The sequence below is a fragment of the Hathewaya limosa genome (assembly GCF_030815255.1).
GTDB classification, from domain to species: Bacteria; Bacillota; Clostridia; order Clostridiales; family Clostridiaceae; genus Hathewaya; species Hathewaya limosa.
In genome coordinates this window covers 87,954-114,168 of the sequence record NZ_JAUSWN010000009.1, presented here as the reverse complement: position 1 = coordinate 114,168, position 26,215 = coordinate 87,954, and the positions used below count along the sequence as shown (strand labels likewise).

Here is a 26,215-nt window from a genome sequence, read left to right as displayed (position 1 = left end):
TATTAATTTTACTATAAATCTTTCACTCTTTCGAGTGGGAGATTTATTTTTTACGCAAAAAGCTGTCGCACTATTTTTTAGTGCGACAGCCCCTTATTTATCAATAGTATAATTCAATTATAACCTTAAATAAATCACCATCGAAATCAATATACATTATACCACCATGTAATTCCACTATACTTTTAGCTATAGCAAGTCCAAGACCATTTCCTTCTATATTAGAATTTCTTGATTTATCACCACGAGTAAATCTTTCTAAAATATCTTTTTTATCAAAATCAAGGGGATAAAATGAAGTGTTTTTAAATATAATTTTAATACCTTTTTTTATATTGTCTATGTCTACAAAAACACGAGAATTTTTTAAAGAATATTTTAAGGCATTATTTATTAAATTTTCAAAAACACGGGACATTCTATGACCATCTAAATTCATATCTATAACAGGCTGAAAAGTATTTAATATAAAGTTTAAATTTTTACTACTATAGACATCAGTATCTGAATATTCGGCAATAGATTGATTTAAGAGTTCTACTACATTAACCTTATTTTTTTCAAGTTTTAACTTACCACTATTCATTTTTGAAACTTCAAAAAGGTCTTCAATAAGAGTTTTAAGCTTTAAACTTTTTCTGTTTAAAATTTGTAGATACTCCTCTTTTTTTTCTTCTTCTATATCTTTTTTTAAAAGTATATCAGTATAATTTATTATAGAAGTAAGAGGTGTTTTTAAGTCATGTGAAACATTAGCTACTAATTCACTTTTTAATTTTTCATTTTTTATTTGATCCTCAATAGAGACTTTAAAACCTTTATTTAACTTATTGATATTCTGTGCTAAAGAACTAAGCTTTTTATCACCTATTTCAGGAATCACGTATTCTAAATTTCCATTAGTTATTTCTAAGGTTCCTCTATGGATCTTGTCTATGTAAAGACAAAACTTTATGAATTTAGGTAATGTATAGCAAATATTGAAGAGAATCCATATAAAAAGAATTAGTTTAAATTTACTAGTACAATTACTAAATAAAAAAATAGCTATAATCAATAAAGTTAAAGATAATAAAAATACATATATGATTATTTTAAATAAAGTATTTCTATTTTCAAACCAATTGATTATATATGTAAAGGAACTATAAAGATAGCCATTTTTAAAATTTTCAATAATGTTTTTAAGATCTAATTTAAACAAAATATATAATATACTAAGTATCAGCAAAATAATTACACCTAATTTTGCAATATGAAGATTTAGAGATTTTTTATCATTTAAAAGGTGCATTTCTGCTGTATTTATATTGTTTTTTATTGAATTTCTTTTATTAAGCATAAAATTAGATAATACATTTTTACTTTGTTTTGTAATCTTATATTCTTTAGGAAACCAATAAGCTTCTACATATCTACTACTATTTGTAATGTTAAAAGAATAATTTTTTAAATACTTATAGGCAGGAGAAATGTTAGAATCGTAAGTTATATGATACCATTTACCCTTGGAACTTATATATTTAAATAATTCTCCATTTTGTTCCTTATATCTTTCTATATTCTTTTCTATAAGTGATAAATCTTGGATGTCGTTTGTTATAAAAGTTTTTTTTGATTTATCTATTATTATGTATTTTACTAAATCATCATATTGAATATCTTTTATAGTTAATTTAAAGGTTTTACTTAATTCATTTAGTTGTTTTTGAGATTTTGAAGATAATATTTTTAAATTATTAAATTCATTATAAATACTTACATTAGCAACTTTAGCGCATTCTTTCAACCAAAAATCATAGTTAATATATATAGGGTTATCTGAGTTTTCTAGAATATCTAAATTATTTATTTCGTTTTTAAAATTTGATAATTCATTTGAAGTTCTTTGTATTATATGATAAGTATTAATTATAGTGGAAGTTTCTAAATAAGTTATAGTTAATAAAAAACATATTAATATTATTAAAGTAATAGGAAATGTTTCTAACTTACGCAAAATAATATTATTATTTTTCGATTTTATATCCAACACCCCACACCACCTTGATATATCTTGGATTTTTCGTGTCAATTTCTATTTTTTTTCGTATTCTTCTTATATGTACTGAAATAACATTTTCTGCATTATAGGCAGGTTCATTCCATACCTTTTCATAAATTTCTTTTGAAGAAAATACTCTACCACGATTTTCAGATAATAAAACTAAAATGTCAAATTCTATAGGTGTAAGTTTAATTTCACAATTATCTAGGGTTACAATATGACTTTTTTTATCAATAACTAAATCATCTACTATTATAGAGTTATCAGAAGATTTAATAGTAACATTTCCTAAATCTAAATATCTTCTAAGTTGAGATTTTACTCTTGCTATTAGTTCTAATGGATTAAAAGGTTTACTTACATAATCATCAGCACCTATATTTAATCCTAAAATTTTATCGGTATCCTCACCTTTAGCAGATAACATTATAATTGGAGTGTTTTTAGTTTCTCTAATTTTCATACAGGTTCTAATACCATCAAGATTAGGCATCATAACATCTAGAATAATCACATGTACATCATTGTTTTTTAAGTATTCTAATGCTTCTATTCCATCATTGGCCATGGCAATGTCTATATTATCTAAACTTCTAAGATAGATTTCTATCGCATCTCTTATTTCTTTTTCATCATCTACTACTAAAACCTTATATTTTTCCATGTATAATCCCCCATAATAAATATTTTAAATATATTATAACATTATTTATACATAAAAAAACTAAAGGGCTCTTTGGATTTGTTATTTAGTATTTCATGGTTTTTTATATTTCTTAAATGATATATTTTATTTTTATAATCTTTTGCTTGATTATCACAAATATATGCATAACTATAATTATTTTCTTTTTCCCATCCCATAAATATATAAGTATGAGAAGGAATTCCCTCCGTATTTAAATATTCATCTGTGGTAAAACATATATCTCCAGGTTTAAGCTTCTTATAATCTTTTTCTTTTTTAAAGTTATTTTCTTCGAGAATATCTATTAATTGGTGTGTGTTACATGTAGAGGTATCAATATCAATATTGTTATTTCTTAAAACTTCTGATACGAAATATACACATGTATTGCACGAACTTCCATTATTAAGAGCTATAGCTTTGTTGAAAATTTTAATTCTGTTTTCTTTGTACTTCATAAAATTATATATTTTTTCAGGTAATGAATTATCTGAACGTATTTTTTTTATGAAAATATTTTTGTTAGAAAAAATAAATGCTAAAAATATAATAGCTATTAATAAGTTTATAGGATTTTTTTTTATAAGTGCTTTTTTTATCATTTTTATCTCCTTAATTTATTTATATTATTATTTTAAAAAATATAAATGAAGAAAAGATTAGATTAAAAATGAAGAATTTATTACAAAATTAATAAAGTTAGTACTATATAGATAATTGAAAGAAATACTATAAGTAGTGAATAATAATTTAAGGTATCTTATTACTATAAAACAATTCATAATATAAATTTATAAAATGAAAAGGTTAAAAAATTAGTTACAATGTTGTTAACAATAAATATTTTTATTGAATATACATATAAAAACGTATATAATAATAATTATTATTTAATAATTAATAAAAAATAAAAAATGAATAAGGGGGAAGTATTAATGAAAAGTCTAAAAAATACTAAAACAGCTGAAAATCTATTGAAATCATTTGCTGGAGAATCACAAGCAAGAACAAGATATACTTATTATTCAAGTATAGCTAAAAAAGAAGGATATGTTCAAATAGCTAATATTTTTATGGAAACTGCAGAACAAGAAAAAGAACATGCGAAAAGATTTTATAAATTTTTAAAAGAAGATTTTAAAGATGAAGGAATAGAAATTACAGCAACTTATCCCGTATCATTTCATCAAGAAACTAAATTAAATTTAAAAGCGGCAGCTGATGGTGAAAATGAAGAATGGACAGAATTATATCCGGAATTTGCTAAAATAGCTAGAGAAGAAGGATTTCAAGAAATAGCAATTATATTTGAAAAAGTTGCAGAAGTTGAGAAAAGACATGAGAGAAGATATAGAAAATTATATAATAATATAGAAAATGGAAGTGTATTTAAAAAAGAAGAGGTTGTTTTATGGAAATGTAATAACTGTGGATATATATATGAAGGTAAAGAAGCACCAGCATTATGTCCAGCCTGTGCTCATCCACAAGGTTATTTTGAAGTATTTTTAGAAAACTATTAAAAACTTAATATTAATATAAGATTTAATCACTATAATATTATTTATGAAGAATTAATAAATAATATTATAGTGATTTTTGTTGAATAAAAATAAAAAGAAAAGATTTTATTTTGGGATTCATAATATAAGAAATTATTAACTATTTTATAAGATTAATTTATGAGGTGCATTTTTGAAAAAAGTTAGGATATAGAAAATAATAAACTACAAGAAAAAAATGTTAAAGACTTATAATAAAAAGTTAAAAGTTTTCAAAAGATTTTTATATAGGAATAGACATATATGTTTCTAGTGTTAGTAAACAAATTTTTCACTACTAAGATGTTAATTAAGTATTGTATGTAAGTAAAAACACTTTAGATTTTTATGAGGAGAAAATAGGCTTACTAAGTATAATTTGAATATGTAACATTAATGCTTATATATTAATTTATATAGACTAATTTGTAGAATAAAAAAGATGCCAAAATTTTAGGCATCTTTTTTATTCTACAAATTAGATATCACTTAAAGGTCTAATTTCATATCCTTGTTTTTCCCACTGAGTTAATATATCATCTAGAATTTCTGAGTTAGTTTTAGAAACTGCATGAAGAAGCATAATAGCACCATTATGAGTTTTATCTAAAATTTTCTTTTTGGCATATTCATGAGAAGGTTGTTTTTTAGGATCCCAATCTGCATAAGCAAAGCTCCAAAATATAGTTTTGTATCCATATTGTTGAGTGTAACTTAAAGATTGTTCACTATATTTTCCCATAGGTGGTCTAAAATATTTAGGCATCTTTTTACCAGTCAAACTCTCAAAAGATTCTTCAACATCAGATAATTCTTTGTTAAATTTGTTTTGATCATGTATTGAAGCCATTGAAGGATGATGGTGACTATGATTACACACTAAATGACCTTCATTAACCATTCTCTTTATTAAATCGGGATTTGATTTAATATATGGTTGAACTACGAAAAAAGCAGCTTTTACATTATGTTTTTTTAGAACATCTAAAATTGGTGCAGTGTATCCATTTTCGTATCCTTCATCAAAAGTTAAATAAATAACTTTTTTTGATGAATCTCCTAAAAAATGAGTATCATATTTTCCAATAAAATCTGCAGTTTCAGGTTGCCCTAATGGTGGCTTACCGTTTGCAACATGCTTAAAATACCAATTATATTCTTTTGTACTTAAATTATTTGAATTATTCATGCAAGTAGCAGATTTCTTTAAATTACTATTTTTACCAAGTGCTTTTATAGCTTTTTTATCAGAATTATATGCTAATAATGAAATACATATAATGCTACATGCAAGTAGTAAAGATATAACTTTTTTTGATGAGCTAGACATTTAATTAATCACTCCTTTTAAATATTTACCCTAAAAATTAGTATTGATTATAAATTAAAAATTATCCCTATTTTATATTAAAAGTTTTTATTTATAGTAAAAATAAAATAGTGTATATTGTGATATTTTATGGAAATAATATAAGATTATATGAAAAGATATGGTAGCAGAGGAGTGATTATATGGGAAAAGAAGAGAAAAGTCTTAGAAATGTTGTAACAAATGAAAATCTTAAATATTATACTTTAAAAAAATCACTTCAACAAAATATAGATTTATTTAAAAATATTATATTTTTTAATGATGATAGTATCGTTTATAGAGTTTTTAAAAATAGAACTACTGGATTAAAATTTTGTTTGATTTTTGTAGAGGGAATGACTGATAAAAAAATTGTAAATGAAAATATAATATTTGAACTAATAAGTAATACGTTTACCGCTTGTGAGGAAGATGTATTAAAGTATATACAAGAAGAAGTTGTAATAGTAGATGAGACAAAGATAAGCTGTGATACGGAACAAATAGTTAGTTCAATACTTTATGGAAGTACATTATTAATTGTAGAAGGTCTTGATAAAGGATTAATACTTAATACATTAGGATGGAAAACAAGAGCAATAGATGAACCTCAATCAGAAACAATTCTAAGTGGTCCTAGGGAAGGATTTAACGAGTCTATAAGTATAAATATTTCTTTAATTAGAAGAAGAATAAATTCTCCAAGTTTGAAATTTGAATTTAGTGAAATTGGAGTTAGAACTAAGACTAAAATTTGTATAGCATATATGGAAGATATAGTTCAACCTAAAATATTACAAGAAGTACGTAATAGATTATCACAGTTAGATATAGAAGGCATTTTTTCAGCTAATTCGTTGAAAGAATTCATAAAAGATGATGTATTATCTCCGTTTAAAACTGTAGGAACTACGGAAAGACCTGATGTAGTCGCTTCTAAAATGTTACAAGGAAGAATTGCTATATTAGGTGATGGATCTCCTGTTGTGCTAACTGTTCCTTATTTATTTGTAGAACATTTTCAGATAGATGAGGATTATTATGAGAATTTTACTTATGCATCTGTAAATAGAATTATCAGAATTATAGCATTTATATTAACAATTAGTGCATCGGCTATTTATATAGCATTTACAACTTTTCATAAAGAACTTATTCCTACCAAACTTGCTATGAGCATATATGCATCACGACAAGGAGTTCCATTACCAGCAGCATTGGAAACATTTGTTATGTTAATTATGTTTGAAATAATAAGAGAGGCTGGTATAAGATTACCTAAACATATAGGTTCAGCAGTGAGTATTGTTGGAGCATTAGTACTTGGAGATGCCGCAGTTAATGCTAAATTTGTTAGCTCACCTGTTGTAATAGTAACAGCCATTACAGGTATAAGTGAACTTGTATTATATGAAATGAGAGCATGTGTTATTATTATTAGAATTATATTTTTAATCTTTGCTTCTTTTTTTGGAATATATGGAGTAATTTTTTCTACTATGGGATTATTTATTCATTTAATGGCTACTAAAAGTTTTGGGATACCATACATGCTAAAATTTATAGATTTAAATAACGAAAATATAAGAGATTCAGCTATAAGGTCCCCTTGGAATATTTTAAAATACAGAACAAAATTTATTTGTAAAGATCGTATTAGAATTAAAAATTATAAAAAGAGAAGGAATAAGTAATGAAGGTTAAAAGGCTATTTATTTTAATTTGTATGATTATAGTATTTACAGTATCTTTTTGTGGATGTTGGGATTACATAGAAATGAATGATGTAAAGTATATTGCAGGAATGGCCATAGACAAAGATAGTAAAACAGGAAGATACATATTAACTACAGAAATATTAGAAGCGTCTGTAAGTTCTCAAATAATAACATCTAAGATTATAGAATCACAAGGAGAAACAGTTCATGAAGCTATAAGAGATGTAATAAAAAAGGTAGGACAAATGCTTCAAGCATCTCATGCAAAAGTGTTTATAGTAAGTAAAAATATATCAAAAGAAGGGATAGTACCAGTTTTGGATTTAGTAAATAGAGATGCTGAAATTAGAAATGATATGTGGATTATGATAGCTGATAGTAATAGAGCTGCAGATATACTTAATAAGAAAAAAGATGAGGATCAAATAGTTTCTTTTGATTTATCAGATACAATTAAAAATTCAAGACTTATTGGAAAATATGGTAAGGTAGATGTTTTAGAATTTATAGATAATATATCTTCTAAAGGAATTTCAGGTATAGTTCCCATGGTTAAAATAGTAAAAGGTAAAAAACGTATAAATTTTGAAGTGGGAGGTACTGCAATCTTTAAAAGCGATAAAATGGTAGGTAAGTTAGAAGAAAAAGAAACAATGTTTTTACAGCTTCTAAAAGAAAAAAGACCTAAATATGTTATTCCTATAAAAATAGATGATAATAATTATGTAAGTTTAGAATTAGGTAAAGTTAAAAAGAAAATAAAAGTTACAGATAAAAATGGAAAAATGGCCGTTGATATTAATTTATACATGGATGTAGATTTATCAGAAATGGATACAAAACAGATTAATTTTGATTCAGAAGATGAAAAACAAAAATTGAAATTAAAGGCAGAGAAGAACATAGAAAGTAGTATAGATTCTATAATAGAAAAATCAAAAAATCAATATAAAACTGATATATTAGGAATCGGAAAAATAGTAGAACAACAAAGACCTAAACAATGGAAAAAAGTTTGTGATGATTGGGATAATATTTATTCTCAGACTTCAACGAAAACAAATGTAAGTATAAATATAAGATATAGCGGATTAACTAATAAAAATATAACACCTAAAAATTAGTAATTAACAATATGTCGGAGGAATATTTATGAAACAAGATAAAATAAGTAATATAGAAATGCAGTATATTATATTTAGTTTTAGTATAGGTGCGTATATGTTATTTAGTATGGGAGGAGAATTAAAAGAAGATGCATGGGTAGCTACTTTAATTGCTTTAATAGTAGCTATCCCAATAATGAGTATGTATGGTGCTATAATAAATTTTTATCCTGGAAAAAATATTTTTCAAATTATTGAAAGTGTTTTTGGAAAAATATTTGGTAAGATATTAAATATAGCTGTTACTATGTATTCATTTTTATTAGCAACGTTTATTTTAAGAGATTTTGTTGATTTTATTAAAATAACATCATTACCTAATACTCCTACCATTGTTATTATGTTTTGTATAGGAATGTTAAATATATATTTACTATCAACTAATATGCAAGTTATAGTATCATGGATAAAATTTTCTATAAGATTTATAGTACTTTTTTTTATAATGATTTCATTAATTTTAATCCCAGAAATGCATGTACAAAATTTATTTCCTATTTTTAATACTGAAATTAAGAACATTTTAATACAAAGTTATAAATTGCTAACATTTCCTTTTACCGAGTTATTTATATTTCTTACATTTTTTGATTATGTAAAATTTAATAAAAACACAAAAAATGTTTTTATTAAAGCATTACTTATTGGAGGCGTTATTGCTGTTAGCTCTGTAGTTATTAATATACTGCTAATTGGTAAACAGGCATATTCCAGTTTTTATTATGCAGGATATGAAGCTATAAAAAGAATAAAAATTCAAGGTGAGTTTCAAAGATTAGAAATAATTGTTACTATAGCCTTTACTATATTACAATTTTCAGAAATGACTTTTTGTGTATTAGGTGCTTGGAAAGGAGTAGAAAATATTTTTTCAACAAATAATAAAAGATATATATTAAGTATTATAACAATATCTATGATTTTATTATCAAGAAGATTATCAAAAAGTATGATAGAGTCAATTAAATTTAATATGAACATCTGGCCAATTTATGGAGGGATTATTCAAATAGCATTTCCAATATTTATATTTATTATAATTTTTATAAAAAATAAAATTTTATTAAAAAATAAAAGCGATTCGTAAGTTAATTAAAGATAAGTTTAAGTTGTAAATGATATAGTACAGTTATTTAGGAGTAGAGATTATGAATAGAGATAGTATATGTAATAAGGAAATGGAAATTTTAATTTTTAATTTCTATATAAGTACATATCTTTTATTTAATATGGGTGGAATAGTTAAACAAGATGCCTGGATAGCCACAATTATAGCAATAGTGCTTAGTTTACCTTTTATGATTATATATGGTAAACTAATGAGCTTATATACTAGAAAAAACTTGTTTGAAATTTTAGAAATTGTATTTGGAAAAATAATAGGAACTTTTTTTAGTAGTATAATTATTATATACTTATGTATGTTATCATCTTTTATTCTAAGAGATTTTGTTGATTTTGTTAAAATAACATCTATGAGAAATACACCTTCAGTAGTAACTATGATTTTAATAGGTATTTTAAGTATATATTTTTTAAAACAAGAAATGCAATGTATGGTTGGGTGGAGTAAATTTTTTTTAAGAATTATAGTTATATTTTTTATAATAACTTTAGCATTTTTAATTCCAAGTATGAGGTTAGAGAATTTATATCCTATTTTTGAAAATGGATTTGTACAAATATTAAAGGAAAGTTTGATTCTTATGACATTTCCATTTACAGAGATATTTGTATTTACTACCTTCTTTGATTGTTTAGTACCAGATAAAAATAGTAAAAATATTTTTTTGATAGGATTAATTGTAAGTTCTTTTGCAGTAGTAGGTTTTAATTTATCTAATATATTATTATTAGGTGGAGAGGCTTATTCAAACACATATTTTTCAGGTTATGAAAGTATGAAAAGATTAAGAATACAAGGTGAATTTCAAAGAATGGAGATAATAGTAGCTACAGCATTTACTATAGTTCAATTTTTGGAAATGAATTTTTGTGTTTTAGGTGCTTGTAAGGGCGCTAAAAATATATTTAAGTTGAAAAACTATAAAAAAGCTATTATTCCCATAATAATAATTGTAATACTTATGTCTACAATATTGTCTATTAGTATAATGGATTACCAATACTTTGATCAACATTATTGGCCTATTATTGGATTAATGATACAAATTATCTTTCCAATTTTAATTTTTATAATATCATTCATAAAAAATAAACTTAAAAAAGATAAAAGTTAATAGTAGATTTATCTAAGAGCATTATGTAACAATATTGATTTAAAAAGCATAAAATACATTAGCAAGAGAAATCTTGACTGAGATTAAAAGGTGAAAAACTATGGATAAAACTAATAAAAAGTTGGTTAGAGATAATAATATTGAATATGTTAAAAAGCAAACTATAGTAATTTTTTTGTTAAAGTATTAATAAGTTATAAAATTTTAGGAGAAAATTATACAACTGAAAGTGCTGTATTTCCGATGAGTACAATAAATAAAGTGGAATATCCAGATGAAGTAACATCCGTTTCTATAAATATAGAAGGTAGTGCATCACAAAAAAACCTTATTACTATATTTAGTAAGGAATATGTAGAATCTGATGATAGATGCTTTGTAATTACAGGAACTATAGAGAATCCGATTTGTAAAGAAGTTGATTGTGACTTAGTACCAGATCAACCAACACCAATTCCACCAAATCAACAAGGATATTGTTTTGTAGGGTATGTTTTTCCTTGCAATTCATCACCAAATTCTATGTATCAAACAGCATATCCAATGCAAAATTTTATGCAAGCAATGTATTCTCAAATGATGGGCTATAATAATGGAAATAATATGTCATGTCCATTAATGAACTATATGATGCAATATAATAGATAAGATTATTTATGAATTTAGAATAATAAATAGTAAAGAAAAAGTTATTTTAATTTTTCTTTATTATTTTTTTTATGTAAAAAATTTATATTTATCATAGGAAGAATAAGTATAATGATATAAAGAAAAGTATTATCAAAAATCCTTTGATGGATGTAGATGTTCCTGAGATGTTAATAAAGCTTAGACAAGGCACAGTTAGATTAATTCGTAATTATAAAGATAAAGTATTATTACTATACTTGATCCAAGAGTGGGTAAACCGTATAACAAAAGTTATTCAGATAGTATATGGAATTCGCTTACTATGAAAGTTAAAACTAATAACATAAAAGATGTTAAGAAATTTATTAATAAAAATTTAAATATAAAATAGATATATTATGGAATATAATGTTTAAATATAAAATTAATTTAATATTAAAAGGAAAAACAGTTATTAACCTGAACATAGATTAATAACTGTTTGTTTTTGAAGGAGATTTTTATTACATATAAGGAGTAATTAACTTGTAAAAATATAAATCAGAGCTATTTTGAGTTATGATTGTTTAGTTAAGCTCTTACTATATTTTTAATATATGATGAACGATATATTTATGTTACAAAATGTTGGTAAATATTACAAAGGAATAAAAGTGTATTTATACATAAAGAAATTCATAAACATTACGAATATAAAGGTGGTTTAAATTTAGGAGAGTTTAAGTTGAATAAAATCTATATAAGAAAATGTCGATAAAATAAAATACTAATGGAGGAAATATAGATGAAATTATTAAAAAATTTAAAGATATCTAGTAAACTTATAACTAGCTTTTTAGTAATCGCATTATTAATGATGTTTATTGGGGGATTTGGGGTTTTAGGTATTAATAAAATAGATAAATCTGCTAACGGATTATATTATGATAATATTATTGGTATAATTTCAATTAATGACTTAAATAAGAATTTTTTAACAATATATTCTAATTTACAAATACTACCTCATGTTACTACAAAAGAAGAAGTAAAAAATTTAATTGAAGAAAATGAAAAAATTACAAGACAAAGCGATGAATGTATTAAATTATACAAGACAGGAATTACTAAAGATGAAGATAAAAAATTAATGAATGAATTAGAAGAAAAAATAAGTGTATATAGAAGTATTAGAAAAGAATATACTGAAGTCTGTTTTACTAAAGATAAAAAAGAAGCATTAAAAAAATTTACTGAAGTTAAACAAACTAAAGATGAAGTTTTAAGAGAGTTAGACAAATTAGTAGAATTAAATGCTAAATGGGCAGGAGACGCTATAGCTGTAAATAACTCCATTTTTAATGATTCTATAACTGCAATAATAATCATATTTAGTATTTCAGTGATTTTACTTATAATATGTGCAATTTTACTTATAAAATCAATAATAAATCCGCTAAATAAAATAAAAAGGTTTGCTTATCGATTATCTCAATATGATTTTTCCACTAAAATAGATATTTCAGAGAAAAATGAGTTTGGACAGACAAGTGAAGCTTTAAATAAAGCTCAAGATAATGTAAATACTCTTATTAAAAGTGTTATAAATAGCACACAAGATATGAGTGCATCCAGTGAAGAATTATCTGCTACTGTGGAAGAGATGACATCTAAACTTGAAAATATTAATGAGTCAACTAAAAAGATAAATGTTGGTGTTCAAGAAACAAGTGCAACGGCTCAGGAGTTATCAGCATCAGTTGAAGAAGTAGATTCAAGTGTTTCAATATTATCTGATAAGGCACTATATGGAAGCAATAATGCTATTGAAATTAAGGAAAGGGCTGTTACAGTAGAACAAAATAGTAAAGAGGCAGTTGAAAACACTAATAAAATTTATATGGATATGGAAAAAGAAATTTTAAAGGATATTGAAAAAGGAAAAGTTGTTAGTGAAATTAAAGTCATGGCCGATACAATATCAAGTATAGCAAAACAAATAAATCTATTATCCCTTAATGCGGCCATAGAGGCAGCAAGAGCAGGAGAGCAAGGAAAAGGATTTGCAGTTGTAGCGGATGAAGTAAGAAAGCTTGCTGAACAATCAGCTCAAGCAGTAGAAAATGTAGAATCTACTATAGAAGAGGTTCAAGTTTCATTTGGTAATTTATCTAGAAATAGTAATGAGTTATTAAATTTTATGAACAATAATGTTATTAAACAGTTTGAAAATTTTATAAAAGTAGGAGAAGAATATGAAAATGATGGCATATTCGTAAGCAATATGTCAGAAGAATTAGCTTCTATGACACAGGAAATTACAGGAACCATAGAACAGGTAAATGAGGCAGTTCAAAATATGGCTGAAATGGCTCAAAATTCATCAGAAAATTTAAATGAAATTCAAGATAGTGTAAATGAATCAACTCAAGCAATGGAACAAGTTGCATGTACATCTCAGGATCAAGCTGAACTTGCACAAAAACTTAATGAAATAGTTTCAAAATTTAAGATTTAAATTACTTAAGGAATTAGCCTAAATAAAACTTATTTAGGCTAATTCCTTTTTTATTAATACTTGAAGTCAGAAATTTTAATATGAAAAAATATATATAAATATTAATTTAATTATGAAAAAAATTCTTAAATTAATTTTTTTATTTATTTAAGAATAATAGATATACTTAACAATTTTATTGTGAATGCGAATATTCATAAATAAAAAAATAAAAAAATTATAAATTAAGTTAAAAAAAGTTGGAAATGTTCGAATTATAAGAAGGAGGGTTATTATTAAAAGAGGAGTGTTTTTATGGAGGATAATGTATTAATATTTACAAATGAGGAAAATTGTGTTGGGTGTAATCAATGTATAAGATATTGTCCAGTATTAGATGCTAATAAGGCATATATAAAAGACGGAATGAACAAGGTAAAAATAAATATTGATAAGTGTATTCATTGTGGTAAGTGTATAGAGGTTTGTGAACATAAAGCAAGAAACTATAGAGATGATATAGAGTATTTTTTTGAAGGGTTAGATAAAGGGAAAAATATATCTATATTAGCTGCACCTGCTATTAGGGCTAATTTTCCTAATTATAAAAAATTATTTGGATATTTAAAGTCTAAAGGAGTAAAGTGTTTTTATGATGTGTCTTTTGGAGCAGATATAACTATATGGGCATATTTAAAGTATATAAAAAATAATCCACAAAAGCCTATTATAGCTCAACCGTGTCCATCAATAGTTAATTACATAGAAAAAAATAGAACAGGGTTACTGGAGAGTTTAGCGCCTATACAAAGTCCTTTAATTTGTGCGGCAATTTATTTTAAAAAATATTTAAAGGTGCAGGAAGAATTTGCATTTTTATCACCATGTATAGCTAAAAAAGATGAAATTCAGAATAAGAATACTAAAGGATATGTTAAATATAATGTTACATTTAAAAAAATTGAAGAGTATTTAAAAAGAAATAACATAAATTTAGATTCTTATGAGGAAGTAGATTTTCATAAAGAAAGTGGACTAGGATTCTTATTTAGCAGACCGGGTGGATTAAAGGAAAATATAGAAAATTATAATAGTGACATATGGATTAGACAAATAGAAGGGCAAGAAATAGCATATAGGTATTTAAATAGTTATGAAGAGAGAAAAGTTTCGAATAAGATATTACCAGGTATATTAGATATTTTAAATTGCGAATTTGGATGTAATATAGGAACAGCTAGTGTATGTGATAAGAATGAATTGGATAATATAGATTTTAAATTCAATAATATTAAGAAGGAAAAGAATAAAAAGGAAATAAAAAGGTTACATAAGAAATTCGATAAAGAATTGAATATAGAAGATTTCTATAGAGAATATAGTAAGTTAAATACTAAAGAATTAAGGAGTCCTAGTGAAAAAGAAGAAGAAGAGATATATAAGGAATTACTAAAATTTAATGAAAGAGATAGGAATATAGATTGTTCCGCATGTGGATATAAAAATTGTAGGCAAATGGTTAAAGCTATATATAATGAATTAAATTTAAAAGAAAACTGTATGAGTTATAATAAAACTATTATAGAACAAGAAAAAAGTATTTTAGATGATAAAAATATGGAAATAGAAGCTGCGCTAAAGAAAGTAGAATTATTAAGTGAAGAAAGACTTAAAAGTTCTAAAGAACTTAAATCTAATGTAGAACAAATAATATCTTCTATACAAGAAATAGCAGAAGGAAATTCAGAGAGTAATGTACAGATGCAAAATATAATAAATGAGATGGAGGATATGAATAATACAGCTAAAATTTTAGAGGATAGTGTAAAAACTATGGAAGAAAAAATAAGAGTATTTAATAACTCGTCAGATGAAATAGTACAAATATCTTCTCAAACTAATTTACTTTCATTAAATGCATCTATTGAAGCAGCTCGTGCAGGGGATGCAGGTAAGGGATTTGGAGTTGTAGCTTCAGAAGTTAAAAAATTAGCAGCAGAGAGCAATAGAGTGGCAACATCAACTATAAGAGAACAAGAAGAAATGAATAAAAGCATAGAAAATATAAGAAATGTCTCTGAACTTTTAAATGATAAGAGTGAAAATGTTAAGTCAGCTATAGATAATATATCTGCATCAATACAAGAAATAACTGCAAAACAAGAAGAAATTTCTTCAGTAGCTTTTACTCTAATAAAAGAATAAAAAGTTTATTATTTAATCTTACTTAATTTATAGGTTAAGTAAGATTTTTTTATTTAACAAAAAAAAGAATATAGAAATTTTTCAAAAAAAGTAAATCTATTATAAGAATTAGAGTAATATAGAATATAGGTATAAAAAAGAGGTGTATTATATGGCATATAATGTAATAGATTTATTAGAAAGAAAAATTGATATATCAAACAAAATTTTAGATTTATATAAAGATACCCAAAATGAATATAGATCAAATAAACCATTATGTTTAATTATCAATGTATTTATTAATTATAGGAATAGTAAAATAGAACATTGTAAATTATTAAAGGAGGATTTAAAACATAAAGATTTAAAGGATATAGATATATTTATATATGATAAAATATCATCTTTAATATCTCAGTTTCATAATACCATGATAAGTTTTTCATGTAATGGAGAAGTTAAAGATTTCTTAGAAAGATGTATAAATTTAAATGAGGAAGAAAAAGCTTTAATTATAAATGTTAGAGGAAGATTAATTCAGCAATATGAAGATATAAATACAATAGAATATAAAGTTTTAACTGATATAATATTACAAGAAGAAAAGTTTATAGATGAGTTGAAAAAATGTGAAAAAAAATATATATAGAAAATGAACTATATATTTTTTATAAAATATTATGAAACTAATTATAAAAATATATACATATAAGTTCAGTATATAAAAATAAAAAAACTAATAATAAATTAAAAAGACCTAAAGAATTCTCTTTAGGTCTTAACTTTTCTAAATTAATTAGATAGTTTGGATGTTTTCAGCTTGAGGTCCTTTAGGTCCTTCAACTACTTCAAAAGTAACGTTTTGACCTTCTTCTAAAGTTTTGAATCCTTCTTTTTGGATTTGAGAGAAATGAGCGAAAACGTCTTTTCCTTCCTCAGTAGTGATAAATCCAAATCCTTTTTCTGCGTTAAACCATTTAACTGTACCTTGCATGTTTCGTACCTCCGAAATTTTTATTACTTTAATTCGTGGAAAATAAATACTTAATAAAAATTTCAGAATGTATATAAATAAGTTAATTTCTTAGCTCTATATAATCCTAAAAATGTTATTCATAAATAATTTATTTTTGAATCAAAGTTGTTTACTTAACCTATTATATACTATATAAAAAATAGTGCAAGTGTTTTTTTAATATTTTTATAAAAATATTAAAAATAAAAATTATTTTGGGGTATTATTAAGGGATTTAACATTAAAATTTTTATATAATCTTTATAAGGGAAACATTGATAGTTATTGAGATAATACTTATAATAAGATATAGTTACTTAAAAAATATACAAGTCGAAAGGTAAATAATAAAATATGAAATTTAATGAAATGGGAATTAGTGAAGATATAATAAATATATTAAAAAAAGAGGGAATTAATGAACCAACCAAAATTCAAGAAAAAAGTATTGTAAGTATAAAAGAGGGAAATGATGTTATAGCAGAGGCACAAACTGGTACTGGTAAAACCTTAGCGTTTTTATTACCTATGTTTGAAAATATGTCTTCTGATATAAATTTTGTTCAAGGACTTATAATAACACCTACTAGAGAACTTGCAATACAAATTACTGAAGAGGCTAAAAAATTAACTGAAAGTAAAAACTTAAATATCCTAGCCGCATATGGAGGAAAGGATATAGGTTCACAGCTAAATAAATTAAAAGGAGATATTCATTTAATAATAGCAACTCCAGGAAGGTTATTAGATCACCTAAAAAGAAAAACTATAAGTTTATGTAATTTAAAAACTTTGGTTTTAGATGAGGCAGATCAAATGCTCTACATGGGATTCAAAAATGAAATTGAAGAAATTATAAAATATACACCTTCTAAAAATCGTCAGACTCTTTGTTTTTCTGCTACCATGGATTCAAAGGTAAAAAAATTAGCATATAGATATATGAATAATCCTAAGGTTATAACAATAGATGAAGATCAGGTTACGCTTAAAAATATAGAACAGTATGTAGTTGAGACAACAGATAGAAATAAAAGAGACGCATTGTGTAAAATTTTAGATAAAGATAATGCATTTATGGCTATTATTTTCTGTAGAACTAAAAGAAGAGTTGACGAACTTGAGGAGTTTCTTCATCAAAAAGGATATAACTGTACAAAATTACATGGGGATTTAACACAAGCTAAACGAGAAAGAGTTATGAAAGATTTTAGAAACTTAAAAATACAATATTTAATAGCAACAGATGTAGCTGCAAGAGGATTAGATGTAAATGGTGTTACCCATATATATAACTATGATATTCCAGAAAATACAGAGACATATATACATCGTATAGGAAGAACAGGAAGAGCTGGTGAGATGGGAAGAACTTGTTTATTTATAGATCCAAAAGATAAATATGTTTTAGATTTAATAGAAAAAGAAATTGGATTTGATATTTCAAGAAAAGAAATTTAGAAATTACATATGTTATATAGTTAGATTAATAAGAAAATTTACCAATGACTATTCATTTTATGATAAAATATTAAGTATGTAGCTAAAAATATATAAATAATCGAAGTAGGAGTCAAGAAGTATGTATAGAATCATTGAAGAATTAAAAGAAAAAAATATATTGGTAAATTCATTAGTATATAGTATAAGAGAAAGAGAAAAAGAACGAGAATTTGAAAAATTACAATTTATTGGAGACAAGATTTTAGGATGTGAAGTATCTACTAAGTTGTATGATATGTTCTCTTTTGCTGATAATAAAATTTTAAATGAAGAGTATAGAAATGTTATAAATAATGCATCTTCTATAGCTAAACAATTAAAGATAGATAGAGTTTTAAAGTTTAATGGAACATTAACAGATAATATGTTAGCAGATTCTGTAGAAGCTATTTTAGGAGAATTGTATTTAAAAAATAAAAAGATTGAATTAGATAAAATAGTAGATTATATGATTTTTAAGGGATTAAAATCTAAATAAAAGATTGATTATTTCTATGAAATATTATAAAATAATAAAAAATTGTATAATAGGCGATGGAGTTCGCCTTAAAGTGCTTTTAGCTAATGACTCCTACCCAAATTTTAGGGTAGGGGTTTATTTTTTTTGAAAGGAAGGAATTGTATGAATTTATTTATGAATTTATTTCTTATAATAATAGGTTTATTGTTTATAGGAATATTAGCTTTTTATGGGGGGGAATTAGTAGAGCGTCTAAAGTTACCATCGCTTATAGGAATGATTATTGTAGGAATGGTGATTGGTCCATCTTTTATAGATATAGTTCCTAAGGTAACAATTAAAATATCTCCGTATATAAAGGACTTAGCATTAGTTACGGTTCTTTTTATAGGGGGATTAGGTATCAGTATGGAACAAATGAAAAAAATAGGAAGGCCAGCTATTTTGTTAAGTATAGTTCCAGCTACTTTAGAAGGACTTACTATAGCTTATTTTTCAACTATTTTTTTAAAATTCTCTTTTGTGCAAGGTGCCATATTAGGATTTATTATAGCTGCAGTTAGTCCAGCTGTATTAGTACCATCAATGGTTTCATTAATAGAAAAAAAGATAGGAGAAGATAAAGCAATCCCTCAGATGTTATTGGTTGGTGCCTCAGCAGATGATACTATAGCTATAACGTTATTTACTACTTTTTTAGGAATTTATATTGAAAGTAGCAAGGGGCAGAGTATTTCAATATTGAATCAGGTAATTTTAATACCTATAACTTTAATTTTAAGTGTAGCAATAGGTTACATAATTGCTAAATTAACAAGAATAATTTTTATGTACATAAAAATGGATATGTTAAAAGTTATTATAACCTTTTTAGTATGTTTATCAATGAGAGAGATAGAAAATTTATTACATATATCACTTTTTAATTCATTACTTACTATAATGATATATGGGTTCTTTTTAAGAAGTTATTTTAAAGATACTGCTAAAATTATATTGAATTATATGAATAAAATTTGGAAAGTAGGTAAAATATATTTATTTGCTTTTGTAGGTATGGCTATAAATCCTATGTTAGTAGGAGAATATCTTGGAATTGGTCTTAAGTTACTTTTAATATCATTAAGTATAAGATCAATAGGCGTATTAATCTCTTTAATAGGTACAGAGCTAAATGTAAAAGAAAGGATATTTTGTGTTATAGCATATTTACCTAAAGCTACAGTTCAATCAGCCAAGGCAGGTATACCACTTCAAATGGGGGTTTTAGGTGGAGAAATAATGCAGGCTATAGCAATTCTAAGTGTATTAATAACTGCACCTATTGGGTCCATAGGAATAAGAATAACATCTAAAAAGTTTTTAAAAAAACTTTAAAGTAAAATAAAAGCTGATTTATGTAAAATAAATCAGTATTTTATTGTGAAAAAATAGTTCTCTATCTTGAGAAGTTAATTTATATTAAAGAAAAGATTTAAGATAAAAAAAAGTAAATAAAATTTGTGATAAAAATTTAAAAATTTAAAAAAATAATAAAATTTTGATATAATTATATTTATGAAATTTGGTCTTAAAAGGATAAGTACAGAATATATTAAGTTTTGACCAAGATTATAAAGAGTAATTAAAGGGAGATGGGTGAATGAAAGTAAGTATTAATGATTATAAGGTAAAGACAAAGATCTTTATACTGTGGGTCTGTATGGCTATTTTCATTTTCTTAATAGGAATAGTGGGATATTCTAATATAAAGAAAATGGGAGCTAAAATGGATGAATTATATGCAAAAAATTTGGTGTCCATACAACTTTTAAATGAGAATAGAACACGTGCTAGAAGAATCGGAATGGATACTTTTAATATAATGATGTCTAATGGTAAAAAAGATATACAAGAGAAATTAATAAATGATATTGATGAATCTAATAAAATCTTTAATAATAACTTAAAAGAATATGAGGCAACTAAGTTAGATAAAAAAGAAAAAGAATTATTAGGTGAAATTAAAGATAAATGGAACGATTTTCAATTGAAAAATCAGCAAATAATAGATTTAGAAAGTAAAAATAACCTTAAGAATAAAGAAGGTGAAATTCAAGAAACTAATCTTCTGTTTGAAGGTTTTCAAGAAAAGCTAAATGAACTATCAGAGTATAATGTAAATGAGGCTAAAAGAATTGATGAGAATAACAAAAAAGAGTGTAAAGATGCAGTTAGATTTTTTTTAATCTCAATTTTAATCTCTATTGTTATGGGAATATTAATTATGAAGATTATTTCTAATAGTATAAGCAAGCCAATAAGTAAATTAGTAAAATATCTAGATATTTTAGCAAAAGGAGATTTTTCTAAAAAACTGGATTCTAATTTAATTAATAGAAAAGATGAGGTTGGAGTATTAGTTAATTCTATAGGTATAATGCAAAAATCAGTAAGTGAAATTATAAGTAATGTATTAAATGAAACTGAGCTTGGAGAAAAAATAAGTAAAGATGTTGAAAGAAATATAGATGAATTAAATAAAAATATAGAAGACACGTCATCTACTACTCAAGAACTATCAGCAGGTATGGAAGAAACAGCGGCTGCATCTGAGGAAATGAGTGCAAGTTCTGTAGAAATTCAACAAAATATACAAGGTATTGCAAAAACAATGCAAGATGTTAAAGAAAAGGCAATTAAAATTAAAGAAAAAGCGGATAAAGTAAAATTAAGTGGAGAAGAATCTAAGGGTCATGCACTTAAGATCTATAAAGAAAACCAAGAAAAACTTGAAAAGGCAATAGAGAAATCTAAAAATGTTGAAAAAATAAATGTCTTATTAGAGGCTATACTTGCTATAACAAAACAAACTAATTTATTATCTTTAAATGCAGCTATTGAAGCAGCGAGGGCAGGAGAAGCAGGAAAGGGATTTGCAGTAGTTGCAGATGAAGTAAGAAAACTTGCGGAAGAATCTAATAATACAGCTAATGAAATTAAAGTAATTGTAAAAGATGTAATAGAATCAGTGGATAACCTTTCAAATAATTCGAAAAATATTCTACAGTTTATTGATGAAAATGTTTTTGAGGATTATGATAGTTTTATAAATACAGGGGAAATGTATAGTAATGATACAAGTGAATTTTATAATATGGCAGAAAATTTAAATGAAGTAACCGATGAATTGAATTCTTCAGTTAAGAATGTTATGGAGGCTATAAATAGTGTAGCTGTAGCATCTAATGAAGGAGCAGAAGGTGCTACCAATATAGCTCAAAAATCATCAGAAGTTATGGAAAAATCTAATTATGTATTAGATAAAACTGAAGAACTAAAAGGCTCATTGGAGAAATTATCTAAGTTAGTGTCCAGTTTTTCAGTATAATATTTATAAGTGATAAACATTTTAGGGTATTCAATTAAAGAGAATACTCTATTTTTTTATTTTCATAAGTTGTTTAATAAAGTATATTTTTTTAGTTTAGTTAATAAAATATTCTTATATATACATAAACTTTCAATAAAAACATAAAATTTGCAAAAGTATTATATATTTTTATTAATGGACGAATAAATAATATAGTTTAAATATACAAAGGGGATGACAGCATGAATTTAAATGTTATTAGTAATTTAAAAATTAAAACAAAGATTTTAATACTTTGGGCAATCATGACGTTTTTTATTATTTTAATTGGATTTAGTGGATATTTAGATATTAGACATATGAGAGGGCAGATGAAGGATTTGTATAATGAGAATTTAATATCTGTACAGGTGTTAAATGAAAATAGAACTTTTGCTAGAAGGATAGGAATGGATACAGTAAATATTTTGTTATATAATGATAAAAAAGATATTCAAAATAAATTAATTGAGGATACTAAAAAAACAGAGGCTAAGTTTGAAAAAAATTTAAAGATTTATGAAAATACAGGAATAGATTCAGAAGAAAAAGTTCTGTTAACACAAATAAAGAGTAAATGGAATAAGTATGAGGAAGAAAGTAAAAAAATAATCAATTTAGCATTAAGTAATAAAGTAAAAGATGGATTTAAAGAGGGACAAAAAATAAATGATATTTTTGAAGACTTTCAAGGAAATTTAAGAAAGCTTGCAGAATATAATATGGAAGATGCTAAAAATATAAATAAAATAAATGATATTGAAAGTAACAAAGCTATTTTAAATTTTTTAATTATTGTATTAATTTCGGTTATTATAGGAATAATTATTACTTTCATAATTTCCATGAATATAGGAATGCCTATAAAAAAGGTTGTGGAGCATCTAAAATTATTAGCTGAAGGTAATTTTTCTAAAATTTTAAATTTAGATAGTAATAGAAAAGATGAAATAGGCGATTTAACTAAATCTATAAATAAAACTCAGCAATCTGTAAGAGATATAATAAAAAGTGTAGTACAAGAAACAAATATAAGTACTAGAGTAAGTAAAGAAGTAGAGGAAAATATAGATGAATTAAATAAAAACATAGAAGATACATCATCTACTACTGAAGAGTTGTCAGCAGAAATGGAGGAAACAGCAGCATCTGCTCAAGAGATGAGTGCCACATCTGTAGAAATACAAGATAGTATACAAAGTATTGTAGATAAAATGCAAGAAGTTAACGGAAGAACAGAAGAAATTAAAGAAAGAGCAGAAATGTTAAAGATTAATGGAGAAACATCTAAGAACAATACATTTAATGTTTATAAAGATAATGAAAAAAAATTAGCAAAAGCTATTGAAAAATCAAAAGATGTTGAGAAAATTAACATATTGTTAGAGGCTATTTTATCTATAACAAAGCAGACAAATTTATTATCTTTAAATGCAGCTATTGAAGCAGCAAGAGCCGGAGAGGCTGGTAAAGGATTTGCTGTTGTGGCAGAACAAGTTAGAAAACTTGCTCAACAATCTAATGAAACAGCTAATGAAATTCAAAAAATAGTAAAAGATGTAGTTGAATCTGTAAAAAATCTTTCTGACAACTCAAATAATATCTTAAAATTTATTGATGATTACATTTTAAAGGATTATGATATGCTTATTAATACAGGCGATAAGTATAGTGAAGATGCCGAATATTTTAATGAGGTTTCCAATCAACTTGAAGATATATCATCAGGGTTGAATTGTTCTATTAAAAATGTTATGGATGCTATCAATAGTGTAGCCATTGCTTCAAATGAAGGTGCAGAAGGAACTACTAATATAGCTCAAAAAACTTCCAAAGTTATGGAAAAATCAAATTATGTAGTAGAGAAAGCACAGGAGTTAAAAGAATCGGCTTATAAATTATCAGAGTTAATTTCTAACTTTTCGGTATAAATGAAGAAACTAAAAAAGATATAATTATAGTGAGTTATAAAAAGATCTATTTTTCTATAAAATGTATCCTATGAAGTAGACAATTTAAAAAAAGTCTATTTCATGGGATTTTTTATGTGTATGAAATATTTATAAAATCATTAAAAAAATAAAGGAAATTAAGAAAATTTGTATAATTAATATATAAAATTTAAAATTTTAGGGGGAAGGAATATGGTGAAAAAGAAAAAGGTATGTATATTATTTGTACTATTTATAGTTATGACATTTATGCAAAGTATTATAGTAATGGGAGATGAAATGAATAAAGATAAAAAATTAACTATTTTATATTATTGTGATGCAGATAATGACTTAGAAGAAGATTTATTAAATGATATTGAAGAAATGAAGAAAGGATATAATAATAATACTAATTTAAATTTAATAGCTTTAGTTGATAGAAGTCCAAGATATAGTTGCAATCCAGTTGTTTTAGGTGAAGATTTTGATGATACAAGGCTGTATAAAATAGAACATAATAGTGTAGAAAGATTGGATGGAGGAAATGAATTTCCCGAAATAACATTAAATTCAAATTATGAAGCTAATATGGGAGATCCAGAAACATTAAAAAAATTTATTAATTATGGAAAAGCTAATTATAAAGCAGATAAATATGTTCTTATTATTTCTAATCATGGCAATGGTGCTAAGGATAAAAAGAAGAAAAAATTAAGTAAGGCAGTTTGTTGGGATGATAGTCATGATGATGGAAATGGTTCAGATTGTCTTTATATCGGGGAAATCTCAGATTATTTGACAGAAGAACAATCTGTTGATGTTTTAGTTTTTGATGCATGTTTAATGGGAACAGCAGAAGTTGCATATCAATATAGACCTGGAAATGGAAACTTTTCAGCTGATGCCATGATAGCATCTAGTCCTAGAGTTTGGGCTGAAGGCTTTAAATATGACAAGATTTTTTCAAGAATAAAAGGTGGAAAAGGGTGTAGTGAGGAGGAAGATTTAACTTTGGGAGGAAAGGAGCAAACATTTGATCCATCCACAATTACAAACGAGCAATTAGGAGCTTTATTTATAGAAGAACAAAGAGATGCATTAAAAGAAAAATGGAGAAATGATCAACAATTAAGTTACTATGACTTGAATAAAATGGAAGAGGTTAAAAGATCAGTAGATGAACTGGCTGTAAATCTTAGTAGTGAAAATAAAAAAGAACAGATTTGTAATTTAAGAGGTAGAAAAAGAAAAACAACTTTGATTCATTATTTTGATAAAAGTGATGAAGATGATTGGTGTAAGTATCCATATTTCGATTTATATGATTTATGTGAACAAGTGTCAATTAATAAAAACTTTAATGAAATAACTCAAAAATTAGCGTTAAAAGTTATGAACAACATAGATAATATGATAGTATACTCTTTTAGTGGAGACTTATTTAAAGGAACTCATAAATTTATGGAAGGTAAGAATGGAATAAGTATATTTTTCCCTGATGGAGATGGAGAAATAATAGAAGAATATACAGGATATAAATTTACTCATTGGGAAACACAAGGTTGGTATAATTCTATAGATACTAGAAAAGTTGGAATAGAAAATTCTTATGGAAAGTTAAAGTGGTGTCAAGATGGACGAAATTCTGAAATAAATAAGGTTGGAAATTGGTTTGAACTTTTAGATTCATGGTTCGATAAGACAAATAATAAAAACGGAGGGGTAAATCATTATCAATGGTAATATAGAGTATAAATTTGTAAATTTAAGTATAAATTTGTATGAAAATAAGTTGTATTAATTTTAACAAAAGTACTTTACAAAAAGTTAACACTGCATTAAAATATATAACATAAATACTAAAAAAT

Annotated in this window: 20 protein-coding genes and 1 riboswitch; of the genes, 15 read left to right on the top strand and 5 right to left on the bottom strand. The window is 24.9% G+C overall.

What is annotated here, in order from left to right:
• Positions 1 to 100: 100 nt before the first annotated feature.
• From QOZ93_RS06675 to QOZ93_RS06665, 3 genes are read right to left on the bottom strand one after another with little or no spacing between them, the layout of a single operon-like run.
• On the bottom strand, positions 101 to 1,999 hold the full coding sequence (locus QOZ93_RS06675) for a sensor histidine kinase (RefSeq protein ID WP_307355605.1): 1,899 nt from the start codon (positions 1,997 to 1,999) through the stop codon (positions 101 to 103).
• Positions 2,000 to 2,009: 10 nt separating this feature from the next.
• The gene (locus QOZ93_RS06670; protein ID WP_307355604.1) at positions 2,010 to 2,711 is read right to left on the bottom strand and encodes a response regulator transcription factor; all 702 of its coding nucleotides are present in this window, start codon (positions 2,709 to 2,711) and stop codon (positions 2,010 to 2,012) included.
• A 41-nt stretch (positions 2,712 to 2,752) separates the two neighbouring features.
• Positions 2,753 to 3,337 carry a hypothetical protein gene (locus tag QOZ93_RS06665; RefSeq protein WP_307355603.1) on the bottom strand — a complete coding sequence of 195 codons (585 nt, stop codon included), beginning with the start codon at positions 3,335 to 3,337 and terminating at the stop codon, positions 2,753 to 2,755.
• Positions 3,338 to 3,670: 333 nt separating this feature from the next.
• Here QOZ93_RS06665 and rbr point away from each other — a divergent pair, with 333 nt between their 5' ends.
• On the top strand, positions 3,671 to 4,258 hold the full coding sequence (gene rbr / locus QOZ93_RS06660; RefSeq protein WP_307355602.1) for a rubrerythrin: 588 nt from the start codon (positions 3,671 to 3,673) through the stop codon (positions 4,256 to 4,258).
• 496 nt (positions 4,259 to 4,754) lie between these two features.
• Here the strand turns inward: rbr and pdaA are convergent, their stop codons facing one another.
• Positions 4,755 to 5,606: a delta-lactam-biosynthetic de-N-acetylase gene (gene pdaA / locus QOZ93_RS06655; RefSeq protein ID WP_307355601.1), complete on the bottom strand. Its 852-nt coding sequence runs from the start codon at positions 5,604 to 5,606 to the stop codon at positions 4,755 to 4,757.
• Between the two features lie 182 nt (positions 5,607 to 5,788).
• Here pdaA and QOZ93_RS06650 point away from each other — a divergent pair, with 182 nt between their 5' ends.
• The 8 genes from QOZ93_RS06650 to QOZ93_RS06615 all read left to right on the top strand — a co-directional run bounded on the left by QOZ93_RS06650 (position 5,789) and on the right by QOZ93_RS06615 (position 16,693).
• Positions 5,789 to 7,321, top strand: a complete 1,533-nt coding sequence (locus QOZ93_RS06650; protein ID WP_307355600.1) for a spore germination protein — start codon at positions 5,789 to 5,791, stop codon at positions 7,319 to 7,321.
• Positions 7,321 to 8,469, top strand: a complete 1,149-nt coding sequence (locus QOZ93_RS06645; protein WP_307355599.1) for a Ger(x)C family spore germination protein — start codon at positions 7,321 to 7,323, stop codon at positions 8,467 to 8,469. The genes QOZ93_RS06650 and QOZ93_RS06645 overlap by 1 nt, the downstream gene beginning before the upstream one ends.
• 28 nt (positions 8,470 to 8,497) lie before the next feature.
• On the top strand, positions 8,498 to 9,598 hold the full coding sequence (locus QOZ93_RS06640; protein WP_307355598.1) for a GerAB/ArcD/ProY family transporter: 1,101 nt from the start codon (positions 8,498 to 8,500) through the stop codon (positions 9,596 to 9,598).
• A 61-nt stretch (positions 9,599 to 9,659) separates the two neighbouring features.
• Positions 9,660 to 10,751, top strand: a complete 1,092-nt coding sequence (locus QOZ93_RS06635) for a GerAB/ArcD/ProY family transporter (protein ID WP_307355597.1) — start codon at positions 9,660 to 9,662, stop codon at positions 10,749 to 10,751.
• 243 nt (positions 10,752 to 10,994) lie between these two features.
• Positions 10,995 to 11,399: a hypothetical protein gene (locus tag QOZ93_RS06630; protein WP_307355596.1), complete on the top strand. Its 405-nt coding sequence runs from the start codon at positions 10,995 to 10,997 to the stop codon at positions 11,397 to 11,399.
• A 766-nt stretch (positions 11,400 to 12,165) separates the two neighbouring features.
• Positions 12,166 to 13,878, top strand: coding sequence for a HAMP domain-containing methyl-accepting chemotaxis protein (locus QOZ93_RS06625; RefSeq protein ID WP_307355595.1), 1,713 nt, complete (start codon positions 12,166 to 12,168; stop codon positions 13,876 to 13,878).
• A 294-nt stretch (positions 13,879 to 14,172) separates the two neighbouring features.
• Positions 14,173 to 16,062 carry a [Fe-Fe] hydrogenase large subunit C-terminal domain-containing protein gene (locus tag QOZ93_RS06620; RefSeq protein WP_307355594.1) on the top strand — a complete coding sequence of 630 codons (1,890 nt, stop codon included), beginning with the start codon at positions 14,173 to 14,175 and terminating at the stop codon, positions 16,060 to 16,062.
• 151 nt (positions 16,063 to 16,213) lie between these two features.
• A complete protein-coding gene (locus tag QOZ93_RS06615) occupies positions 16,214 to 16,693 on the top strand; it encodes a hypothetical protein (RefSeq protein WP_307355593.1) in 480 nt (159 codons plus the stop codon).
• Between the two features lie 147 nt (positions 16,694 to 16,840).
• On the opposite strand, the gene QOZ93_RS06610 is transcribed toward QOZ93_RS06615, so the two are convergent.
• A complete protein-coding gene (locus QOZ93_RS06610) occupies positions 16,841 to 17,038 on the bottom strand; it encodes a cold-shock protein (protein ID WP_111943135.1) in 198 nt (65 codons plus the stop codon).
• A gap of 375 nt (positions 17,039 to 17,413) precedes the next feature.
• Between QOZ93_RS06610 and QOZ93_RS06605 the strand changes: the two genes are divergently transcribed.
• From QOZ93_RS06605 to cloSI, 6 genes are all read left to right on the top strand, one after another.
• Positions 17,414 to 18,520, top strand: a complete 1,107-nt coding sequence (locus tag QOZ93_RS06605; protein WP_307355592.1) for a DEAD/DEAH box helicase — start codon at positions 17,414 to 17,416, stop codon at positions 18,518 to 18,520.
• A 121-nt stretch (positions 18,521 to 18,641) separates the two neighbouring features.
• A complete protein-coding gene (locus QOZ93_RS06600) occupies positions 18,642 to 19,040 on the top strand; it encodes a ribonuclease III domain-containing protein (RefSeq protein ID WP_111943131.1) in 399 nt (132 codons plus the stop codon).
• A 43-nt stretch (positions 19,041 to 19,083) separates the two neighbouring features.
• A riboswitch (Fluoride riboswitch) is annotated at positions 19,084 to 19,143 on the top strand.
• A gap of 41 nt (positions 19,144 to 19,184) precedes the next feature.
• Complete coding sequence (locus tag QOZ93_RS06595) at positions 19,185 to 20,399, top strand: cation:proton antiporter domain-containing protein (RefSeq protein ID WP_307355591.1); 1,215 nt, start codon at positions 19,185 to 19,187, stop codon at positions 20,397 to 20,399.
• Between the two features lie 265 nt (positions 20,400 to 20,664).
• Positions 20,665 to 22,392: a methyl-accepting chemotaxis protein gene (locus QOZ93_RS06590; protein ID WP_307355590.1), complete on the top strand. Its 1,728-nt coding sequence runs from the start codon at positions 20,665 to 20,667 to the stop codon at positions 22,390 to 22,392.
• A 224-nt stretch (positions 22,393 to 22,616) separates the two neighbouring features.
• Positions 22,617 to 24,344 carry a methyl-accepting chemotaxis protein gene (locus QOZ93_RS06585; RefSeq protein ID WP_307355589.1) on the top strand — a complete coding sequence of 576 codons (1,728 nt, stop codon included), beginning with the start codon at positions 22,617 to 22,619 and terminating at the stop codon, positions 24,342 to 24,344.
• Between the two features lie 261 nt (positions 24,345 to 24,605).
• Positions 24,606 to 26,090 carry a clostripain gene (cloSI, locus tag QOZ93_RS06580; protein WP_307355609.1) on the top strand — a complete coding sequence of 495 codons (1,485 nt, stop codon included), beginning with the start codon at positions 24,606 to 24,608 and terminating at the stop codon, positions 26,088 to 26,090.
• Positions 26,091 to 26,215: the final 125 nt, after the last annotated feature.

Bases quoted from the DNA above. Each gene is read 5' to 3' on its own strand.
- QOZ93_RS06610 (WP_111943135.1), bottom strand. From the start codon at position 17,038: ATGCAAGGTACAGTTAAATGGTTTAACGCAGAAAAAGGATTTGGATTT.
- QOZ93_RS06605 (WP_307355592.1), top strand. From the start codon at position 17,414: ATGAAATTTAATGAAATGGGAATTAGTGAAGATATAATAAATATATTA.
- QOZ93_RS06670 (WP_307355604.1), bottom strand. From the start codon at position 2,711: ATGGAAAAATATAAGGTTTTAGTAGTAGATGATGAAAAAGAAATAAGA.
- QOZ93_RS06630 (WP_307355596.1), top strand. From the start codon at position 10,995: ATGAGTACAATAAATAAAGTGGAATATCCAGATGAAGTAACATCCGTT.
- QOZ93_RS06640 (WP_307355598.1), top strand. From the start codon at position 8,498: ATGAAACAAGATAAAATAAGTAATATAGAAATGCAGTATATTATATTT.
- QOZ93_RS06635 (WP_307355597.1), top strand. From the start codon at position 9,660: ATGAATAGAGATAGTATATGTAATAAGGAAATGGAAATTTTAATTTTT.
- QOZ93_RS06585 (WP_307355589.1), top strand. From the start codon at position 22,617: ATGAATTTAAATGTTATTAGTAATTTAAAAATTAAAACAAAGATTTTA.
- rbr (WP_307355602.1), top strand. From the start codon at position 3,671: ATGAAAAGTCTAAAAAATACTAAAACAGCTGAAAATCTATTGAAATCA.
- QOZ93_RS06595 (WP_307355591.1), top strand. From the start codon at position 19,185: ATGAATTTATTTATGAATTTATTTCTTATAATAATAGGTTTATTGTTT.
- QOZ93_RS06620 (WP_307355594.1), top strand. From the start codon at position 14,173: ATGGAGGATAATGTATTAATATTTACAAATGAGGAAAATTGTGTTGGG.
- cloSI (WP_307355609.1), top strand. From the start codon at position 24,606: ATGACATTTATGCAAAGTATTATAGTAATGGGAGATGAAATGAATAAA.
- QOZ93_RS06665 (WP_307355603.1), bottom strand. From the start codon at position 3,337: ATGATAAAAAAAGCACTTATAAAAAAAAATCCTATAAACTTATTAATA.
- QOZ93_RS06625 (WP_307355595.1), top strand. From the start codon at position 12,166: ATGAAATTATTAAAAAATTTAAAGATATCTAGTAAACTTATAACTAGC.
- QOZ93_RS06590 (WP_307355590.1), top strand. From the start codon at position 20,665: ATGAAAGTAAGTATTAATGATTATAAGGTAAAGACAAAGATCTTTATA.
- QOZ93_RS06600 (WP_111943131.1), top strand. From the start codon at position 18,642: ATGTATAGAATCATTGAAGAATTAAAAGAAAAAAATATATTGGTAAAT.
- pdaA (WP_307355601.1), bottom strand. From the start codon at position 5,606: ATGTCTAGCTCATCAAAAAAAGTTATATCTTTACTACTTGCATGTAGC.
- QOZ93_RS06645 (WP_307355599.1), top strand. From the start codon at position 7,321: ATGAAGGTTAAAAGGCTATTTATTTTAATTTGTATGATTATAGTATTT.
- QOZ93_RS06650 (WP_307355600.1), top strand. From the start codon at position 5,789: ATGGGAAAAGAAGAGAAAAGTCTTAGAAATGTTGTAACAAATGAAAAT.
- QOZ93_RS06615 (WP_307355593.1), top strand. From the start codon at position 16,214: ATGGCATATAATGTAATAGATTTATTAGAAAGAAAAATTGATATATCA.